Source organism: Rhodococcus pseudokoreensis, from assembly GCF_017068395.1.
Taxonomy (GTDB): domain Bacteria; phylum Actinomycetota; class Actinomycetes; order Mycobacteriales; family Mycobacteriaceae; genus Rhodococcus_F; species Rhodococcus_F pseudokoreensis.
This window is the reverse complement of record NZ_CP070619.1, coordinates 4914209-4932143: the sequence shown is the minus strand read 5'-3', so window position 1 is coordinate 4932143 and position 17935 is coordinate 4914209. Positions and strand designations below refer to the sequence as shown.

The window sequence follows — 17935 nt, the reverse complement described above, 5'->3', positions numbered from 1 at the left end:
CGGGTCGGACAGGAACTGCTCGCGCAGCGCACGCTGATGCGCCAGCGACGCCGAGGTGGGCCGCGCCCGAACCAGTTCGGCACGCGTGGTGCGGATGGGGCTGCCGGGGAGGATGAGATCCGTCATCTTGTCAATCCTCCGACTTCTTTCGGGTCATGCCAGAAACCCGTATCGATTCCGATCCTATCCCTGTTTCACATTCCGGTCGGTCTGATGAAGCTGAGCGCAAACTCGTGATTGCCGCGCGACTCAGCCTTGGTGTGCCTGCCCGAGGCCACCTCGATGAGCTCGTCGAGTATGCGCTGGCCGATTTCGTCGATCGGTGTACCCGTGAGGATTGTTCCCGCATCGATATCGATCAGTTCCGGAAGCCTTTTCGCAACTTCGGAATTCGAGCTGATCTTCAAGCACGGCGCGATCGGGGATCCGGTCGGGGTACCGAGACCGGTCGTGAACGCCACGATCTGTGCACCTCCTGCCACCATCGCCACCATCTGCTCGATGTCCTGTCCCGGCGTATCCATGATGTACAGGCCCGGACCAGGTGGACTCTCGGCGTACTCGACCACACCGCTGATCGGGCCGGTGCCGCCCTTGCGGGCCGCGCCCATCGACTTCTCTTCGATGGTCGTGAGGCCGCCGGCGATGTTGCCCGGAGCCGGCTGGCTGCCCAGCAGATCCACGCCGATTCTCGCGACATCCTTCTCGAACCTCGCGACGACTTCGATGATTTGCCGTGCCACCTCGTCGCTGACGGCGCGTTTGGCGAGGAGATGCTCGGCCCCGAGTAGCTCGGTGATCTCCGCAAGAATGGACGTCCCACCGGCTTCGACGAGGCGATCACTAGCCACCCCCAGGGCCGGGTTTGCGGTGATACCCGAGAAAGCATCGGAGCTGCCACATTCGAGTCCCAGGCACAGCGACGAAAGCGGCGCCGGTTGCCGAACTGCGGGTACCTTCTCTCCGAGAAGTTCAGCGAGGGCAGCCTTCGCGGAACTCTCGAGACCGTCGAAGGTGTCGGCCCGGTCCAACCGGACGACGCGGTGCGGCTTCTCTGCGGCCGTCAGCGCCTGCTCGAATAGCTCGACCTCGTCGCCGACACCCAGTATCAGTGTTGCCCCGACGTTGGGATGTGTGGCGAAACCCAGCAAGGCGGCTAGCACGCGCGCCTGGTCAGCATGATCGCGAGGACTGTCCCACTCGTGCCGGATCGCGACGATGTCGTCGTTCGTGGACTCTGCCACGTCCGCGGCAATTTTGCACAGCGCCGAGTGCACGGGTACGACAAGCGTGTGGTCGCGGTACCCCCAGCGACCGTCCGGCCGCAGGAAACCCATCAGTTCGGTCTTCACATCGTCCTCAGCAATCGCGGAATAGCAAAGGTGGTGGAGTTCCGCAGTTCAGATTTCGCGGGAACACCGGAAAAAACGTCGAGTACGACAGACCAGATGTCAGCGGCGGCCTCACCGGCCGCGATGTCGAACTCGTCGGGAATAGCCGCGTGCAGCCCTCCCGCTGCAGCGACACCGACGATAGGAACGAGCGCGATCGATGATGGCGGTTGGTTTTCCGCCGGGAACTCGACGATGACTTGCGGTCGGCAGGACGCCACCGCAAGCACGCGTGCGCTCTGGGTCCCGGGATCGTTCGCGAGCACACTGACCGCGGATGGTCCCGGCTCGCTTCCAATTGTCAGTGCGGTGTTCGGTTCCGCGACCCCGGACAAGTCCGCGTCTTTCGATGCGGCGAGAACTACGCGGGCACCTCGGGCAACGGCGAGTGTCACAAGGTCTGCGAGTCGGTCGTCCGTGCGATCGGCGACGATGCCGAGAGTCAGGGCACCCACGTCGGCGGCTTCGCGTTCGAGGGCGTCGGCCGTCGTCTTCAGCTTCTGCGCGACACGGATACCTTCTTCCCGTGCCGCTGTGCTACCGCCGCTGTCTTGGATGCCGACAAAATGCGGTTCCCGGCCCTGCCGGACGATCTCGTCGACGACGCCACGTCCCTGAACGGTCTCGCAGCCGAGGCTGACGACCAGCGACTGGGCCACGTTCGGTGAGCTCGCCAGTCCTGCGAACAGTGCCCGGGTCTGCACGATATCCTGCCCGATGTGCCCGCATCCGTGCTGATGCGCCACTGCCGTCGCTCCGGCGGCATCGGCGATCTCGGCTGCGACGAGGGCCGAGCACACCACGGACGGGAGCACGAAGACGTGGTTTCGGGCGCCGGGTTGCCCCTGAGTACGAGGGTATGCGTTGATCTGGGTCATCGAGGTCCTCCGGGCAGCCGCTTGCTGATGACGTTCTGCACGTGCACGTGCTCACCGGATGCAATGTCGGAAGTGGCTTCGCCGACCGGTTCGCCGTACCGAATGATGTCGGCGCCCCGCGCTATCGGGTGAAGTGCCACCTTGTGTCCACGCGGTACGTGGCTACGGATGGTCAGGCGGATATCATTCGTGCTGGTCATCTCCCCGCTGTGCAGGTCAGTGACGGCGACCGCAATATTGTCGCGGTCATCGAGTAGGAGCAATTTCATGCTGTTCAGTCTCAGTGTCGCTGCCTCGTCGCGGAAAGCACCAATCGCTAACAGGGTCATTAGCCGAGCTGTACACCCGCTAGTATCCGTTCATCGCAACAATGGCTATTCTCACTGGTAGGAGCCAAGAGGTGCAGTTCCGGCAGCTGGAGACCTTTATAAGCATCGTCGATGCGGGCACGCTGACCGCCGCCGCCCGACGGCTCTACAAAACCCAGGGTGCCGTTTCGCAGGACCTGCGGTTGCTCGAGAACGGCCTCGGCGTACAACTCCTTGACCGGACAGGCCAGCGAGTCAAGCTGACGGCTGCGGGTAGCGCTCTGTTGCCGATCGCGCGGCGCGTCATGAGCGACATCGCCGACGCTACGTTCGAAATGGAATGCATCCGCACCGGCGAAAGCCCGGTCATCCGCCTCACCTGTCTGCCGTCGTTAGGCCCGCGCCTGTGCACACTGATGGCCGACTACACTCACACGCATCCGGGCACTCGATGGTCGTTATTCACGTCGCTGCGGGGCGCTATGATCGCAGGTCTGCGCGAGGACCAGTTCGATCTGGCGATCTGCGAAGGCTACGCCGACGACGGCATCGTCAACACTCCACTCATCCGCGAAACATTGCACCTCGTTCTGCCGCATAATCATCCACTGATAGAACAGGCACCGCTCCGCCCCGCGGACCTTAGGGATGTGCCCTACGTCGGGCTGCATCGGCGCCTAGGTGCGCTACTGGAAGCGCAACGCTTCTTCTCGGCCGGTGAGGCCTACCCGACCCCGGTCGCCGAAGTCGACACCACCCAACTAGTTGCCGAGCTTGTCACCGGCCTCGGCGGCTACGGGTTCATCCCCGACTCAGCCATTCCAAAGGACGGGTTCACCCTCGCCACTGTTCCGACCGATCCGCTGCTCACACGACAGATTTCGATCGCCCGATCCGCCAACCGCAGCATTCCGCCCGCCGTTGAAATGTTTATCGGCTACCTCATCGCCGCCTGGCCCGCGGATTCGCCGTGACAAGTGTGCAGTCCGCGACGGAGGTCGGCTCGCAGGATCGCGAATAATTCCTGACACAGGATGTCAGGGTCTCGGTGCGAGCATGATTCCACGAATCGACAGACAAGGACCTCCATGCGCGAAACACCGGAAGAACTCAGCGAACTCCAGCGACTCCTCGACGCCTCGCTGTCCCGCTCCACCGCACATCTGCGTTCGATCATCGACATCGACAGAACATTGACGGCGAAGCAACTCGCCCAGGTTGTCACCGGCATGTGCACGCTCGCGCTGTCCACCGTCACGGCCGCGGGCGAACCGCGGATCAGCGGTGTGGACGGGCACTTCCTGCACGGAATGTGGCACTTCGGCACGGCGCGCGGCGCGGCAAAGGCCCGCCACCTCGCCGCCCGGCCCGCCGCCAGTGCCGCGCACATGCGCGGTGAGGAACTGGGCGTGTTCACGCATGGCACGGTGGAGATCCTCAACCCGCAAGACGGCGATCCGGCCGCAGACTGGCCGGACCTGCTCGCCTACTTCAAGGACTTCTACGGCGCAGACTCCTTCGACTGGGACAACGACGTGGTCTACTACCGGCTGCATCCGCACTGGATGGCCGTCTACGCTGCGGATTTCGCACAGCTTGCTGCGCAGTCGGATTCACGGCCCCCGATCGATCACACAGACCGGTCGGTGTGATTACGATGCCTGCATGGGATCGTCGGAACCACAGCGCGACGAGTGGACCGCCGATTCTCGCCGACGGACTTCCGTGAGCGGCAAGGACAAGCCGAACAAGCCGCCCGGTCCGGGTCGTGGTGGATCGTGCCTGCACCGGTGGTCGCGCTCGTCGCCGTCGCAACGATGATGCTGGTGCCACGACCGTCGTTCGACGACACGCGTTCAGAATTCGAGCAGGTGGATTCGCATTGACGGTCAGCAGCGGTCGGGCGTACTCCCCGAACGGTGTACCTGCCGGAATCGACGATTTCACCGCAACGCACCTCGGCGGCCCATGGTACGAATTCACGTCGGTTTGGCGGACGTGACAGCCCGCTGACGGGAGGGGAGGGCCGAAGCCGGCCCGGCGCCTTCGGCTCCTACCGCGTCGGCCTCGAGATCTACCGCCGCGCCCGCTCCGAAACGAAACAACTCAGTGCGCTTCTGTGTGGTTGGCCAATTCGATCAACGCGGACCGGTAGATGTCTGTGATCGCCGCTGCGAGTTCGGGTTCACTCTCAGGAGACGTGGATGCGAAATCGGCACTCCACACGACTTCGGCGCCGTCGGGGTGATCGTTGACGGTGAAGGTGGAGGAATAGTACGACAGAGGCAGGGGCCCGGATACGTACTCGTAGGTGTAGCTTCGCTGCGGATCGTCGTGGTGGACGATCCGCTCCGTCGCCTCGCCTCCGCCGTTGGCGAAAGTCGCGTACCGCAGGTCACCGTGCTGGTGCGACTTCTCCAGCGCGGGAATCCAGTCCGCGACGTTCGCGGTGTCTCCGCCGACCTTCCACACGGCATCGGGTGTTGTCCGGATGACGCAGGTTTCGGTTACTCGCATGCGGTGCTCCTTCGTCGTTGCGTCGTCGTAGGTGATGAGCAGTTCGATCAGTCGGCGGATCTCCTCCGGCCCTATACCGTTGTCCTGAAGCAGGTTGCGGGTCCCGCCGTACCGCCGGTCGACGCTGCCGAGGAACCGTTCCATCGCGTCCGCCGGCGCCGTCCACGCCTCCGGTGGGTAGAGGTCGGCGGCAGGACCGTACGACGCCATCTGCCGCAGTCGCCGCATGGATGCGGTGACGTCGTCGGGAGCGGCGGCGTAGTCCGCGGCGATGTCCTCGCGGAGTACCCCGATGGCGTCCAAGAGCAGTGCGACCGCCACTCCGGTCCGGTCCTTGCCGACGGTGCAGTGCACCAAGACCGGGAGAACGGCAGGCTCGAGAAGTCGTGTGGACAGCGAAACGACCCCGGCGGCATCCTCGGCCAGGTACTTCAGGTAGCGGGTGACCAGCGGATCGTCACCGTCCATCGGGGCAACCGCCGAGTCCTCGGCCACGCGGTCGCCGATGCTGAACGGGTGGGGGAAGTGGCGAACCCCCAACTCGTCGAGAGGTCCCCGCCCCTCCACCGCGACCTCGTGAGGCAGCCGCAGATCGATGGTCGCCCGGATCCCGGTGTCTGCGATCAGCTTCCGAGCCGACTGCCCGTCCAGGAACTGCGGTGTCCCACTGCGGAAGAGCACTCCTGCCCGGACGCGGCCGCCGTCCCGGGTACGCAGCCCACCGACGTCCCGGAAGCCGAGAAGCCCTGCGTAGGTCGTGGTCATGACTGGGTGGACAGGATGGTGACCACGCAGGCGTTGCCGTCCATTCCTGCCGCTCCCCCACCCATCGTCTCGACGAGCCCGACGCGATGCCGGGCGACCTGCCGCGGTCCCGCCTGTCCGCGCAGTTGCCAGGCGATTTCGGCCAGTTGCGCCATTCCGGTTGCACCGAGGGGATGTCCGCGTGAGAGCAGGCCTCCGCTCGGGTTGACCGGTTGCGCCCCATCGCGGGTGGTGTGACCGGAGGGGGCGAGTTCGGCGCCCTTGCCGCGGGGTGCGATGCCGAGCGCCTCGAGGGTGATGATCTCACCGATGGTGAAGGCGTCGTGCACCTCGAGAACGTCGATCTCCTGCGGGGTGCGGCCGGCCTGGTCGAACGCCTTCTCGGCAGCGCGGGCGACGCTGGCAAATCCCCAGACGTCCTCGCTGCGCTGGTCCCACAGGGCACCGGAGACCATCGCCGAGGCCTCGATCCGCAGATCGCTGCGGTCGCCGCGGTCGCCGCCGACGATGGCGGCGCCGGCCCCGTCGCTGGTCGGGCAGCACTGCAGGAACGTCAACGGTTCGGCGATCATGCGGGAGTCGAGCACCTCCTGAACCGTGGGCACCGTGTCACGCAACTGGGCGCGGGGGTTGTCCATCCCGTTGGTCTTGTTCTTGACCGCGATCGCCGCGAGTTGTTCCGGGGTGACCCCGAATTCGCCGACGTACCGCTGCGCCTGCAGAGCGTAGAGCCCCGGCAACGGCAGCGATGCAGCGCCTTCCGGGTCGGTCGCCTCCGGCACGATGGCCCCGGAGAACAGGGTCGACATCTGATCGACCCCGAGAACCAGAACGCATTTGAATCGGCCGTGCCGCACGGCCTCCACTGCTTCGTGGTAGGCCGCGGTGCCGCTGGCGCAGGCATTTTCGACTGTCCACATGGGCACGGAGGGAATGCCGAGTCCGCGTTGGATGCGGGTGGCCACCCCGGGCGGGCCGAACACCGACCCGACTATGATCGCGTCGATCTCGTCGGGCCGGATGCCGGCGTCCTGGACTGCTTCGGCGACCGCGGTCCAGGCGAGTGACTCGACTCGCTGGTCGGGGAATCGGCCGTAGGACGAGGTTCCGACGCCCCACAACATGGCCTGGTTCATCACTGCACCTCCGTAGTGGCGACGAGGTCGCCGTCGTCTGTTCCGGTGATCTCGAGGCGAGTACCGAGCGCGAGTACCGCGGGTTCGTCGAGATGAGCGAGTACCCTTGGGCCGTCGTCGAGATCGACATACGCCAGCCCGAACGGCGGACGGCGGGTGCCCACGGGGATCGCAACCACGGTCGATGACCAGGTCTTGCCCGTGCGGGCGAAGCGGGCCGGTTCGGTGGCGCCGTAGCACACCGGGCACCACGGCAGATGCTGCTGCGCGGTCGGGTACCGGCACACCGTGCACCGGGACCCGAGTACGGCATCGCCGTCGAGGACAGGACGCGAGTCTGCGACGGGCAGCCCCCCGACGGCGGACCCGGCGCGGCGCTTGGTCGGCCGCCCCACCCCCAGCTCACTCATCGGTGATCGCCTTCCAAAGTCAGGGAGAAGTCGTCCGCCTCGATGTGCAGGTAGGCACCCACGGATGTCTCGACCAGGTCCCTGATGTACTTCATCTGCTTGCTGGTCGGGGCGAAGTCGCGGTTGCGTTGCGGGGTCGCGCGCATGACATCGATGTCGTTCTCCGGGACGAGGAGTCGCAGAAGCAGTTCGTCGTCGCTGATCGACCCACCGAACTTCTTGCGCAGTTCGTCCAGGCTCGGCTGCGGGGGCTCCCAGTTCTGGTAGCTCTTGGCCTTGGGTGAGCTCATGATGGTGTCGAGCACGTTCGGGTCCATCGGCGCGGCCGGTTGGCCGTAGAAGCCGTGCGCGTAGATCATCACCTCGTCCGGCACCACCGAGTACCGCGACCCGGTCACCACGTTCAGCACCGCCTGGGTGCCGACCAGCTGGGAGAACGGGGTGGCCATGACGGGGTAGCCGAGTTCTTCTCGCACCCGGGACATCTCGTCGAGGACCTCTTCGAAACGATCCTCCATGCCGCGGTCCCGCAGCTGCGCCTTGAACGTGCCCGCCATGCCGCCGGGAAGCTGGTGCCGGTACTGGAACAGGGAGTACTCGGCCGGCTGGCCGACGGGCAGGTCCTCGTACTCCGCGACCCGCAGCAGGTGCTGTTCGACTGCGGCGAAGCGGGACTCGTCGACGTCGACGTCGAATCCGGCGTAGCGCAGGTTCGCGACGGTGTTCTCCGTCGAGGGCAGCGACACCCCGGCGGCGAGCGGGCGGCTTGCCGTGTGGACACGATCTGCGCCGGCGAGGATGCCTTCGAGATAGTTCAGGGGTGCGAGGGCGTTGTTGCTGTGGAAGTGGATCTCCACCGGCAGGTTTCCGGCCGCGCCCTTGATGGCCGCGACGAGGGAACGGGTGCGTTCGGGGGTGAGTAGTCCGGCGGCGTCTTCGAGTTCGATGCCGTCGGCGCCGAGACCGACCAGCTCCCGTGTGCGGGCGGCGTAGTACTCGTCGGTGTGGTACGGGGTGTCAGCGAAGAGGATGCAGGGCAGTGCCTTCGCGCCCTCGGCCTGCACGGTCTTGACCAGACGGCCGATCTTGTCGATGTTGAACAGGCCGTCGTAGATCCAGAAGCTGCCGATGCCGTGGGCGATCAGTCGCTGCACCCACAGGTCCATCACGCTGTCGGCAGTGAGGCCGAACGTGACGATGCCGTTGCTGCGGGTACCGGCGCGAACCGTCGTCTCCGGCATCGACTTCGACAGCGAGATCAGCTGCTCCCACGGATCTTCCTTGCAGTGCCGCACGAGCACCTCGAAGAGTGAGCTTCCGGCGAGGTCGATGGTGTGGAAGCCGGTGCGGTCCAGCTCGGACGCCATGGGCAGACCCATGTCCTTGCGCAGCCGCATGCCCCACCAACTCTGGGGGCCGTCGCGCAGCGTCTGGTCGACGATGTCGATCTTGCGCTTGCTGCCGTCGGCGTTACGCGGGGCACAGTCGAGGTAACTCATGAGATCTTCTCCAAGTAGTCGGGGAGGCCCCGAGAGGCGATCCAGTCGGTGGTGACGGTGCCGGCCCGGAAGTCCGGATGGTCCAGGGCCACCCGGGCGAAATCCGCGGTGGTGGGAACTCCGGTCACCCCCAGTCGGCCCAGGGCAGCGACCATCCGGTCCGCTGCGACGTCACGGTCGGTCCCGTGTGCCACGATCTTGGCGAGCAGGGAGTCGTAGTAGGGCGTGACGACGTAGCCGGTTTCGCAGTGGCTGTCGACGCGAATGCCCTCCCCCTCCGGGGGATCCCACGTCTGCACCGTGCCCGGGTTGGGGATGAAACCGCGGGCCGGATCCTCGGTGGTGATGCGAACCTCGATGGCGTGCCCGGTCAGGGCGATGTCGTCCTGGGTGAAGCGGAGCGGTTCGCCGGCCGCCGAACGCAGTTGCTCGGCGACCAGGTCCACGCCGGTGACCATCTCGGTCACGGGGTGTTCGACCTGGATTCGGGCGTTGAACTCGAGGAAAGCGAACTCGTGGGTGTCTGCGTCGTAGATGAATTCGACGGTTCCGGCGCTGTCGAGCCCGAGCGCCTCGGCGAACAGAACTCCGCTGCGTCGGATGTCCTGACGAATCGTCTCGGGCAGGTTGGGTGCCGGCGATTCCTCGACGACCTTCTGGTGACGCCGTTGCAGGGTGCAGTCGCGTTCGCCGAGGTGGATGACGGAGCCGTGTTTGTCCCCGAGCACCTGGACCTCGATGTGGCGGGCGTTGCGGATGAATCGCTCGACGTACAGTCGTCCGTCGCCGAACGCCGACTGGGCCTCCGCCGCAGCCGACGACCAGCGGGCCCTCAGCTCGGACTCGTTCTCGACCACCGACATTCCCCGGCCGCCGCCGCCGGCGGCGGCCTTGACCAACACGGGATAGCCGAGCTCGGCGGCCGCGGCGACCGCGGCCTCGGTCGAGTCGATCACCGGCGATCCCGACAGCACGGGGATACCGGCCGAACGGGCGAGTTCGCGGGCGCGGGCCTTGTCGCCGGCCTGGGCGACCGCTTCCGGCCGCGGTCCGACGAAGGTGAGGCCCTCGGCGACGCAGGCGGCGGCGAATTCCGGGTTCTCCGACAGGAACCCGTAGCCGGGGTGCACGGCGTCGCAGCCGGCGCCGAGCGCGGCGCTGAGCACTGCGGGGATCGCCAGGTAGCTCTGCGCTGCCGGGGCGGGGCCGATGCACACCGCGCGGTCCGCCATCCGGGCGGCCAGTCCGTCGCGGTCCACGGTCGAGGTCACCGCGACCGTTTCGATGCCGAGGGCGCGGCAGGCCTTGATCACGCGGACCGCGATCTCCCCGCGGTTGGCGACCAGGACCCGCCGCAGCGGGGTGCGGCGCGGTGACTCGGTGGTCAGGGTCGACGGGCTAGCCATCGGTCGGCCTGATCAGGAACAGCACCTGGTCGAATTCGACCAGGTCCGCGTTGGTGGCGCAGATCTGCACGATCTCCCCGCCGTGGGGGGTGACCACCGGGTTCATCAGCTTCATGACCTCGACGATGGCGATCTGCTGCCCGGCCTCGACGATCTGCCCGACCTGCACGAACGGCGGCTCACCGGGGCCGGGGGCCACCCAGAAGGCGCCGACGGTCTGGGATCGAACCTCGATGCAGCCGGCGGTGTCCACGTCGGCGGCCGGTGCGGGCGGTGCAGGCGCGGCAGGGGCGCTCGCGGCCGGAGGCACGGCGGTGGCGGGGGCGGCAGCAGGCATCGGGGTCGAGGCCAGGGCCGGGACCGGGGCCGGGGCCGCCGACTGGCCCGCTGTGGCCGGAGGGCCGTCCTTGCCGACGGTGATACGCATGCCGTCGAGTTCGAGGGTCATGGCGGCCCATCCGGAGTCCTGGAAGGTGCGCAGGATCTCCCGCACCTCGCGGTGGGTCACCCGTTCCGGCGTGGTCATGAGGTTCTCCTTTGGTGTGCGATGGCGGCGAGCAGCACCGGCAGCCGGTGTGCGGTGACGATCGCGTCGACGCCGGCGTCCAGTGCGGCGCGCACGCCGTCGGGGGCGCAGAACACCGCGCCGCGTACGGTTTTGGTGCCGGTCGGGATGTCGGGCAATTGCTCACCGAGGTCCTCGGCGGCGAGGGTTTCCGCGTCGAAGATCGGTGGGGCGGCGACGTCGGGACCCACCCGCACCGGGGTGGCGCTCTCGGCCCACCGGGTGAGGCGGCGCAGGTCCTCGTCGTCGCTCTCGTCGATCGCCGACGTCGGCAGTGCGCCGGCGTAGACGTGGCCGGTGGTCGCGTCGACGGTGACGGTGCGGCCGACCAGGCCTGCCACTGTGTCGGTGCCGCAGCCGACGACGCAGGGGGTGTCGAGGGCTCGGCTGACGACGGCTGCGTGTGAGGTTGCGCCGCCTTGCTCGGTGACCACTGCGGCGGCCGCGATCATGCCGTGGACGTCGTCCGGGCTGGTCGATTTGCGGACCAGGATGCTTCCCGGGTTCGCCTGTGCCGCTTCGGGAGTATCGACGACAACACCGGTGGCGACGCCCGGGCTTGCGGCCACCCCGGTCACCAGTACGTCCGCGGTGTCGGCGGCGCCGGGTGCGATCTCCGGGCGCAGGAGAGTGCGGATCTGCTCTGCGGTGACCCGGGACAGCGCCTCCTCCGGTTCGAGTACACCCTCGTCGACGAGTTCGACGGCGATCCGCACGGCGGCGCGGGCGGTGCGCTTCGCCGGGCGGGACTGCAGCAGGAACAGCTCGCCGCTCTGCACGGTGAACTCGATGTCCTGTGCGTCGCGACCCTCACGGTCGAGTTGCTCGGCGGCGTCGAGCAATTCGGCGTGCACGGTCGGCCAGCGCTCTTCCAGGTCGGTCAGCGGTTTCGGGGTGATCCGGCCGGACACGACGTCCTCGCCCTGCCCGCGCTGCAGATATTCGCCGTAGGGTTCGCGGGCGCCATCGACCGGGTTGCGGGTGAACAGCACCCCGGTGCCGGAGTCGTCGTCGAGGTTGCCGAACACCATCGCCTGCACGGTGACCGCGGTGCCGAGATCGTCCGGGATGCCGTAGTGCTTGCGGTAGGCGAGGGCGCGCCGGGATCGGCTCGATGCGAACACCGCGGCCACCGCGGCGCGGAGCTGCTCCCACGGGTCGGCCGGCACGGCGTCACCGACGTCGGACGAGATCGCGGCCCGGACCGACGCGGTGTCGGGCAGGTCCTCGAGTTCCTCGGTGCAGCCGAGGACGAGGCGGCCGTAGAAGCCGGTGAAGCGGCGATGCACCTCGGCGGCGAAGTCGCGGTCACCGCTTTCTGCGGCGAGGGCGGCCTCGACCTCGTCGTTGCAGCCCAGGTCGAGGATGGTGTCCATCATGCCGGGCATGCTGATCGCGGCGCCGGAGCGGACCGACACCAGCAGCGGGCGTTCGGTGCCGCCGAACGTGCGGCCGAGTTGCTTCTCCAGCAACCGGATTCCGGTGATCAGTTCGTCGGCCAGGCCCTCGGGCAGGCCGCCGTCGGCGAAGTATGCCTCGCAGGCCGCGGTGGTGACGACGAACGCCGGTGGCACCCGCAGGCCCAGGGACCGCATCCGCCACAGGCTCCATGCCTTCCCGCCGACCAGATCGCGGCTCGGCTCGGCGGCGTCCTCGTCGGGGACGACCAGCCAGCGAAAACCCGTTGCGGTGCTCATTCGGGGCGCTCCCGTCCGGTGAGGCGGAGGATGTGTTCGTGCATCTGGAACCACACGGTGTGGACGGAGTCGACGCGGACGCCGCTGACGTAGTCGGTCTCGCCGCCCTCGGCGCGGATCAGCGCCGCGCCGATCCGGTCGAGGAATCGATCGACCAGCGGGTTCTGCTGGGCCAGGGGCTGCAGGACCTTCTGGGTCTTCTCGTGCACGCGGCCGAGTTTCTCGACGATCTTGGCGTCGTAGTCGGCGTCGGCGTGATCGTTGCTCACGCGGGCGCCGTCGACCTCGATGGTCTGCCAGTCGGTGGTCAGGCTGAGGACCTGCTTGTTGACGCCGGTCTCGAAGGAGTCCATCGCGTCGGTGACGGCGGGGTCCGCGCGCAGACCGGCGAAGGCGCGGAGGTACACCTCGTCGAGGAACTCGCGGCCGGCCGGGGTGATCATGTAGTTGCCGCGTGCGGCCATCACCGCGCCGTCCGCGACGGCCTTTTCCAGCGCCGCCTCGACGTCGGCGATCGGGAGGGCGTTGATCTCGGCGAGCTGTTCGGCGGATCCGAGCTGACGCAGGGTCAGGGTGTGAACGGTGAGTTCGTTGGGGTCGAGCATGATTGGTCCTTTCGGTGTCTCGGTCACACCTGCGCGGCGACCATGCGGTCGCGCACTTCGCGGCGCAGGGATTTCCCGACCGGACTGGTGGGGATGTTCGGCCAGATCTCCAGGGAACGGGGTCGTTTGAAACCGGCCAGCCGATCGGCGCAGAACTCGAGGATCTCGTCGGGTTCGGCGGTGGTGCGGGTGACCACAGCGGCGGCGACCCGTTCGCCCCACTTCTCGTCGGGCAGGCCCACCACCGCGGCCTCGACGACCGCGGGGTGTGTGAGCAGGGCGTCTTCGACCTCGCGGGGGTAGACGTTGAAGCCGCCCGAGATGATGACGTCGTGCCTGCGGTCGAGCAGGTGCAGGTATCCGTCGTCGTCCCAGCGTCCGATGTCTCCGGTGTGCAACCAGCCGTCCGGTTCGATCGTCTCGGCGGTGGCGTCCGGGCGACGCCAGTACCGGCTCATCGTGTGCGGTCCCCGGGTCAGGACCTCCCCGACCTCGTCCGGTCCGAGCACCGTGCCGTCGGCGGCCCGGACCTGCACCTCGACGAACGTGTAGGGCTTGCCGGCGGAGGTCAGCCGTTCCGGGGTGTGCTCCCACGGCTGCAGGCACGTGATCGCCAGTGGCGCCTCCGCCTGACCGTAGAGCTGCGCGAAAACCGGTCCGAGGATGTCGATTCCGCGTTGGAGCACACTGGTCGCGATCGGGGCGCCGCCGTAGCACAACCGCTCGAGGGCGAGATCCGCTGTTGCCGTGGCGGGATCCTCGAGTAGCATCGCGATCATCGTCGGCACCATGAACGTCGACGTGGCCCGGTACTTCTGCGCGGCGTCGAGGAAGGCGCCGGGCGAGAACTTCGACACGATGACGTTCGGGGCGCCCTTGACCAGGTGCGGCAGGAAGAACGCGCCGCTGCCGTGGGTGATCGGTGCGGCGTGCAGCATCACCGAGTCCGGTCGCAGGTTGGGCAGCAGGTCGACCAGGAAATTCGCCACTTCGGCGAGCTCGCTGCGCGTGGTGAGGACCACCGCCTTGGGCTTGCCGGTCGTGCCGCCGGTGTAGGCCAGCCGCAGCGGTTCGTCCTGGTCGCGCCGGACGTCGCACGGGCCGTCGGGGGTGCCGGCGACGAGTCCGGGCAGCTCGTCGGCAGTGATCATCAACTCGACCCGGGCGGGGGGCTCCCCTGCGTAGACCAGGGCCCGCGCCTGCGAGTCCTCGACCTTGTAGGCATGCTCGTGGGCCGTCTCACGCACGTTGAGCGGGACCCGGACCAGCCCGGCCTTCGCGAGGGCGTAATAGACGACGACGCCGTCGATGCCGTTCGGCATGAGCACCGCGACACGGTCACCGGCGTCGAGGCCGCGGGCCAGCAGTGCGTGGCCGAGCCGGTCGGTGAGTTCGTCGAACTCGGCGAAGCTGACCACTCGATCGCCGTCGATGAGCGCGGGTGCGGTGCCGAACTGACGCCCGGCGCGGCGGATCAGGTCACCGATCTGCATCGTCGGTTCCCTTCGTGCCATCGGCGGCGGGCAGGTCGGCGCGACGCAGCCCGGACCCGCGGCCCTCGATGTTCCGTGAGCCTCGCTGCGCGAGGCGGTACAGCTCGTCCGCCTGCGGGGTCCCGTGGTTCCACTTCACCCATTCCTCGTCGAGGTAGCGGTTGCCGCCGTCGAGCACGGCGGGCGTGAATCCCTGTGCGCGCGTGTTGTAGTCGTCGATGTCGATGCGGCCTGCGCTGGTGGTCCACAAACCGGTCTTGCCGGGCAGGCTCGACGATCCGGTGAACCGGTCACCGGCGGTCGGTGCGTAGTCGTCGTCGGTGAGCACCGAGAAGGGGATGCCGGTGAGCATGTTGCGGTTCAGGTCGGAATAGCGGGCCATGGTGTACTCGTTGCTCGTCTGGTGGGGCAATCCCAGTAGACCCACCATCTCGCCGAGGTTGTCGCGTCCGTATTCGTCGTTGAGCAGGGGCTTGAATCGCTGCACTCGTTCGTCGACCTGAAACCAGTCGTCCTGCCGGTAGGTTCCGGCGAGATGAGCGAAATCCTTGCCGACCGAGGAGTAGACCAGGGCGCCGGCGTCGATCATCTGCTCGCGTGACCAGGTCGCGGTCCGCTTCCACAGGTCGGTGGTCGCCTCGTTGAGGATCTCGCGGTACTGCTCCATGGTGTCGGCCAGGGTGTCGGCGTTGTCCATGCCGACCGGAATGTATCCGTCGGTCAGCGCATCCGAGGTGTACATCCCGACCGCTTCGATGTTGGCGGCGTTGTATCCGGGTTCGGCCTCGAAGGACGCCCAGTCGTCCATCAAGTGGAAGTTGGTGCCCTTGAAGACGATCGGAATCGTGAGATTATTGAACGGCAACTGGGTGGCGATGCCGTCGAGCCACGGGTAATCGCCCTCGGTCAGGTCGAAGAAGTCCCGCATGATCATCTGCCGGTTGTTGCCGAAGTCGTAGGGGCCGCTGTTGTGCAGACCGATGCGGCACTCACAGTGCGCAAGGAACGCGTACTGCGACAGCTGGGCGACGAGTTTGGTTGCGGCGGTGTGCAGCCGGTCACCGGGCACCACACCGTGCAGGTCGGATTCGAAGACCTGCAGGGTTCGTTCGGGCAGGAACTGGCTGCGGTCACCGAATTCCTTGTTCGTCAGGTGTCCGTCGTTGCGGTGGTAGGCCAGATTGAACCGCCGGGAGAAGTCGAGCACGTCGACGACGTCGTCGACCGCGTCGGTGGGCCGCAGGAGCCCCCAGTTCATCAGCATTTCCCGGCCGATGAGGTAGAACGCGGGCATGCCCCACGCCGCGTTGACCGTGTCCACCTTCAGGCTGACCTCGCGGGCGCGGTCTCCGAGTTCCTCGGCCGGCGTCGCCGCGTCGATCTCGCGCAACAGGGTCGGCAACCGGTAGAAGCTGTTGAGATAGCTCACCAGCATGTACGGGTTCATGGGGAACAGCTTCGATTCCTGCACCGTGCGCGTGATGCACAGCCAGTAGGTGGTGTCGGACAGACTCCGCAGGTAGTTGTTGGTCTCCAGCAGGGTCCGGTAGTTCAGATTCGCCATGGTCTCAGCTCTCGCTTTCGATCAGCCAGATCCGGGCATGCCCGGTGTCACCCGTCTCGTAGGCATCCGCTGCCGGGGGCGCCGCGGTCACTTCGAGTTCGACCACGTCGCCGTTCTTCAGGTCGTTGATCTTGCAGTTCATCAGCGTGGGGACGTCGTACTCCCGGGCGAGGATGCCCAGGTGCGAGCGCACGGTGCCGCCGAGGCAGATGACACCGGCGAACCCTTCGATGATCGGCGCCGTCAAGGTGCCGCCCGAGTCGTCGATCACGGCGATCGTGCCGGGTGGGATGCCGTCGGTGAGCAATTCCATGACCTGCTCGACCGCGGAGATCAATGCGACCGGTCCGATGACCGTCTGGGACTTCTTGATCACGTTGTCGCCGATACCCACGTGACGGCGACCGTCCGAGTCCCGGTCTTCCGAGAACGCCCGCGCCTCTCGGTCGGTTCGCTTGTACTTGTGCGGCTCGGATTCGAGGGAGACCGTCGCGGAGTATTCGAACCGGTACCCGGAATCCAGGGCCTCCTGCTCGATCGCTCGCGCATCCTCCACCGAGAAAATATCGAACTGACGTTCGAATACGCTGTCTTTCCATTGCTCTCCGGTGGCGGAGAATCGTTGTGCCGCCAACGACCGAACAGCGGTGTTGAATCGGCCCGGCAATGGGAGCATTTCGGTCGATCCCCATTTGGGGGGCGTAACCACGGAGTCGGACATGTCACCTCACGTTTCCTAGGGACTGACGCAGCCGCCATCGCGGCCGGAAACAGGTGGCTACCTGGTATTTTTTTCTCCGGCTTCTTGGCGTTGTGACATAAAACTAGCTACGCTCCGTGGTGTGACCCAGTCCACGTTGGGGGACACTTCCGGGACAACGCCGACTGCAAAGTCCTCGTCCCGAAACCGCTCCCCGTTCCGAGCCAACCTGAGCAAGGCCGACTACGAGCGCGCGTTCGACATCCTCGAACAGTGCTCCGGCGCGGCCTGCCTTCCCGACTTCAAGGAACGGGCCGTCGAAGCGATCAGTGAGCACTTCGCCCTGAGACACGTCTCGTTCTTCGCCGGCGCGACCTTCCACACCGTGTTCGAGGATTCGGCACCCCTGACCGCGGGCAAAACCGCCAAGATGCTGCCCGAATACCAGGACAGGTGGGCCCGCTACGACATCTTCGGCACGCCGGCGGCGATGCGGCAACTCGTCTCCAGCGGCGTGTCCTCACTGGACGAACTGCAGTCGATGGGCCAGATGCCCGCGGCGGCCGACGCCTACGTCCGATACTTCCTCTCCTCCACGTGGCGCATGCAGACCGCTGCCGCATTGCGCCTGGAGTTGAGCGCGGGACACACGGCACTGCTGGGGATGTTCGACCCGGAGCCCGGCAAGATCGGTGCCTCCGAGGCGGCCACGCTGCGGCTGCTGAGCCAGCAGATGTCGGCCATGGCCCGCGGCCTGCCCGCGTCGAAGTCGCAGGCGGCCCTCGCACGACTCTCCGTGCGCCAGCGGCAGGTTGTCCGACTCGTCGCCGACGGATTGTCGAATGCGCAGATCGCCGAGATCCTCTCGCTCGCCGAGGACAGCGTGAAGAAGTACGTCACCCGAATCCTCACGACCACCGGTTGCCAGTCACGGATGGAACTGGCGCTGCTGGCGCGGGCGCAGCGGATATGACAAAGGGGCCGCAGACTGTTCGTCCGCG

Annotated in this window: 18 protein-coding genes; 4 read left to right on the top strand and 14 right to left on the bottom strand. The window is 66.9% G+C overall.

Translation table 11 applies throughout. The annotated features are described in order from the left end of the window. Nucleotides 1-194 precede the first annotated feature (194 nt). Genes JWS13_RS27710 through JWS13_RS27700 form a run of 3 tightly spaced genes read right to left on the bottom strand, consistent with a single transcriptional unit; the run spans nt 195 to nt 2598 of the window. Entirely contained in the window at nt 195-1352 is a 1158-nt protein-coding gene (locus tag JWS13_RS27710; protein ID WP_206008564.1) for a UxaA family hydrolase, read from the bottom strand. Next, nucleotides 1349-2269, bottom strand: coding sequence for a UxaA family hydrolase (locus JWS13_RS27705; protein ID WP_206008563.1), 921 nt, complete (start codon nt 2267-2269; stop codon nt 1349-1351). The genes JWS13_RS27710 and JWS13_RS27705 overlap by 4 nt, the downstream gene beginning before the upstream one ends. Next, complete coding sequence (locus JWS13_RS27700; RefSeq protein ID WP_206008560.1) at nt 2266-2598, bottom strand: UxaA family hydrolase; 333 nt, start codon at nt 2596-2598, stop codon at nt 2266-2268. The genes JWS13_RS27705 and JWS13_RS27700 overlap by 4 nt, the downstream gene beginning before the upstream one ends. A 71-nt stretch (nt 2599-2669) precedes the next feature. Between JWS13_RS27700 and JWS13_RS27695 the strand changes: the two genes are divergently transcribed. From JWS13_RS27695 to JWS13_RS27685, 3 genes are all read left to right on the top strand, one after another. Next, nucleotides 2670-3551 carry a LysR family transcriptional regulator gene (locus JWS13_RS27695; RefSeq protein WP_206008558.1) on the top strand — a complete coding sequence of 294 codons (882 nt, stop codon included), beginning with the start codon at nt 2670-2672 and terminating at the stop codon, nt 3549-3551. Nucleotides 3552-3665: 114 nt separating this feature from the next. Next, nucleotides 3666-4229 (top strand): pyridoxamine 5'-phosphate oxidase family protein, encoded by a 564-nt coding sequence (locus JWS13_RS27690; protein ID WP_206008556.1) that lies wholly within the window; start codon nt 3666-3668, stop codon nt 4227-4229. A gap of 42 nt (nt 4230-4271) precedes the next feature. Further along, nucleotides 4272-4463, top strand: coding sequence for a hypothetical protein (locus JWS13_RS27685; protein ID WP_206008554.1), 192 nt, complete (start codon nt 4272-4274; stop codon nt 4461-4463). Nucleotides 4464-4683: 220 nt separating this feature from the next. On the opposite strand, the gene JWS13_RS45600 is transcribed toward JWS13_RS27685, so the two are convergent. The 11 genes from JWS13_RS45600 to JWS13_RS27625 are packed head-to-tail and all read right to left on the bottom strand — an operon-like array spanning nt 4684 to nt 16790. Then, nucleotides 4684-5859, bottom strand: coding sequence for a tyrosine-protein phosphatase (locus JWS13_RS45600; RefSeq protein ID WP_241032341.1), 1176 nt, complete (start codon nt 5857-5859; stop codon nt 4684-4686). Further along, nucleotides 5856-6995: a thiolase family protein gene (locus JWS13_RS27670; protein ID WP_206008553.1), complete on the bottom strand. Its 1140-nt coding sequence runs from the start codon at nt 6993-6995 to the stop codon at nt 5856-5858. The genes JWS13_RS45600 and JWS13_RS27670 overlap by 4 nt, the downstream gene beginning before the upstream one ends. Beyond that, a complete protein-coding gene (locus JWS13_RS27665) occupies nt 6995-7405 on the bottom strand; it encodes a Zn-ribbon domain-containing OB-fold protein (RefSeq protein WP_206008552.1) in 411 nt (136 codons plus the stop codon). The genes JWS13_RS27670 and JWS13_RS27665 overlap by 1 nt, the downstream gene beginning before the upstream one ends. Then, on the bottom strand, nt 7402-8904 hold the full coding sequence (locus tag JWS13_RS27660; RefSeq protein WP_206008549.1) for a carboxyltransferase: 1503 nt from the start codon (nt 8902-8904) through the stop codon (nt 7402-7404). Before JWS13_RS27660 ends, JWS13_RS27665 begins: the two co-directional genes overlap by 4 nt. Then, nucleotides 8901-10310, bottom strand: coding sequence for an acetyl-CoA carboxylase biotin carboxylase subunit (locus tag JWS13_RS27655; RefSeq protein WP_206008547.1), 1410 nt, complete (start codon nt 10308-10310; stop codon nt 8901-8903). The genes JWS13_RS27660 and JWS13_RS27655 overlap by 4 nt, the downstream gene beginning before the upstream one ends. Continuing rightward, nucleotides 10303-10836 carry an acetyl-CoA carboxylase biotin carboxyl carrier protein gene (locus tag JWS13_RS27650; protein ID WP_206008545.1) on the bottom strand — a complete coding sequence of 178 codons (534 nt, stop codon included), beginning with the start codon at nt 10834-10836 and terminating at the stop codon, nt 10303-10305. Before JWS13_RS27650 ends, JWS13_RS27655 begins: the two co-directional genes overlap by 8 nt. Next, the gene (locus tag JWS13_RS27645; protein ID WP_206008544.1) at nt 10833-12572 is read right to left on the bottom strand and encodes a pyruvate, phosphate dikinase; all 1740 of its coding nucleotides are present in this window, start codon (nt 12570-12572) and stop codon (nt 10833-10835) included. Before JWS13_RS27645 ends, JWS13_RS27650 begins: the two co-directional genes overlap by 4 nt. Then, nucleotides 12569-13177 carry a hypothetical protein gene (locus JWS13_RS27640; RefSeq protein ID WP_206008542.1) on the bottom strand — a complete coding sequence of 203 codons (609 nt, stop codon included), beginning with the start codon at nt 13175-13177 and terminating at the stop codon, nt 12569-12571. The genes JWS13_RS27645 and JWS13_RS27640 overlap by 4 nt, the downstream gene beginning before the upstream one ends. A 23-nt stretch (nt 13178-13200) precedes the next feature. After that, nucleotides 13201-14670, bottom strand: coding sequence for an AMP-binding protein (locus tag JWS13_RS27635; RefSeq protein ID WP_206008540.1), 1470 nt, complete (start codon nt 14668-14670; stop codon nt 13201-13203). Next, the gene (locus JWS13_RS27630) at nt 14657-16234 is read right to left on the bottom strand and encodes a hypothetical protein (RefSeq protein WP_206008537.1); all 1578 of its coding nucleotides are present in this window, start codon (nt 16232-16234) and stop codon (nt 14657-14659) included. The genes JWS13_RS27635 and JWS13_RS27630 overlap by 14 nt, the downstream gene beginning before the upstream one ends. 4 nt (nt 16235-16238) lie before the next feature. Further along, entirely contained in the window at nt 16239-16790 is a 552-nt protein-coding gene (locus tag JWS13_RS27625; RefSeq protein ID WP_241032340.1) for a PEP-utilizing enzyme, read from the bottom strand. A gap of 286 nt (nt 16791-17076) precedes the next feature. On the opposite strand from JWS13_RS27625, the gene JWS13_RS27620 reads away from it, so the two are divergent. After that, nucleotides 17077-17907: a helix-turn-helix transcriptional regulator gene (locus JWS13_RS27620; RefSeq protein WP_206008533.1), complete on the top strand. Its 831-nt coding sequence runs from the start codon at nt 17077-17079 to the stop codon at nt 17905-17907. Nucleotides 17908-17935: the final 28 nt, after the last annotated feature.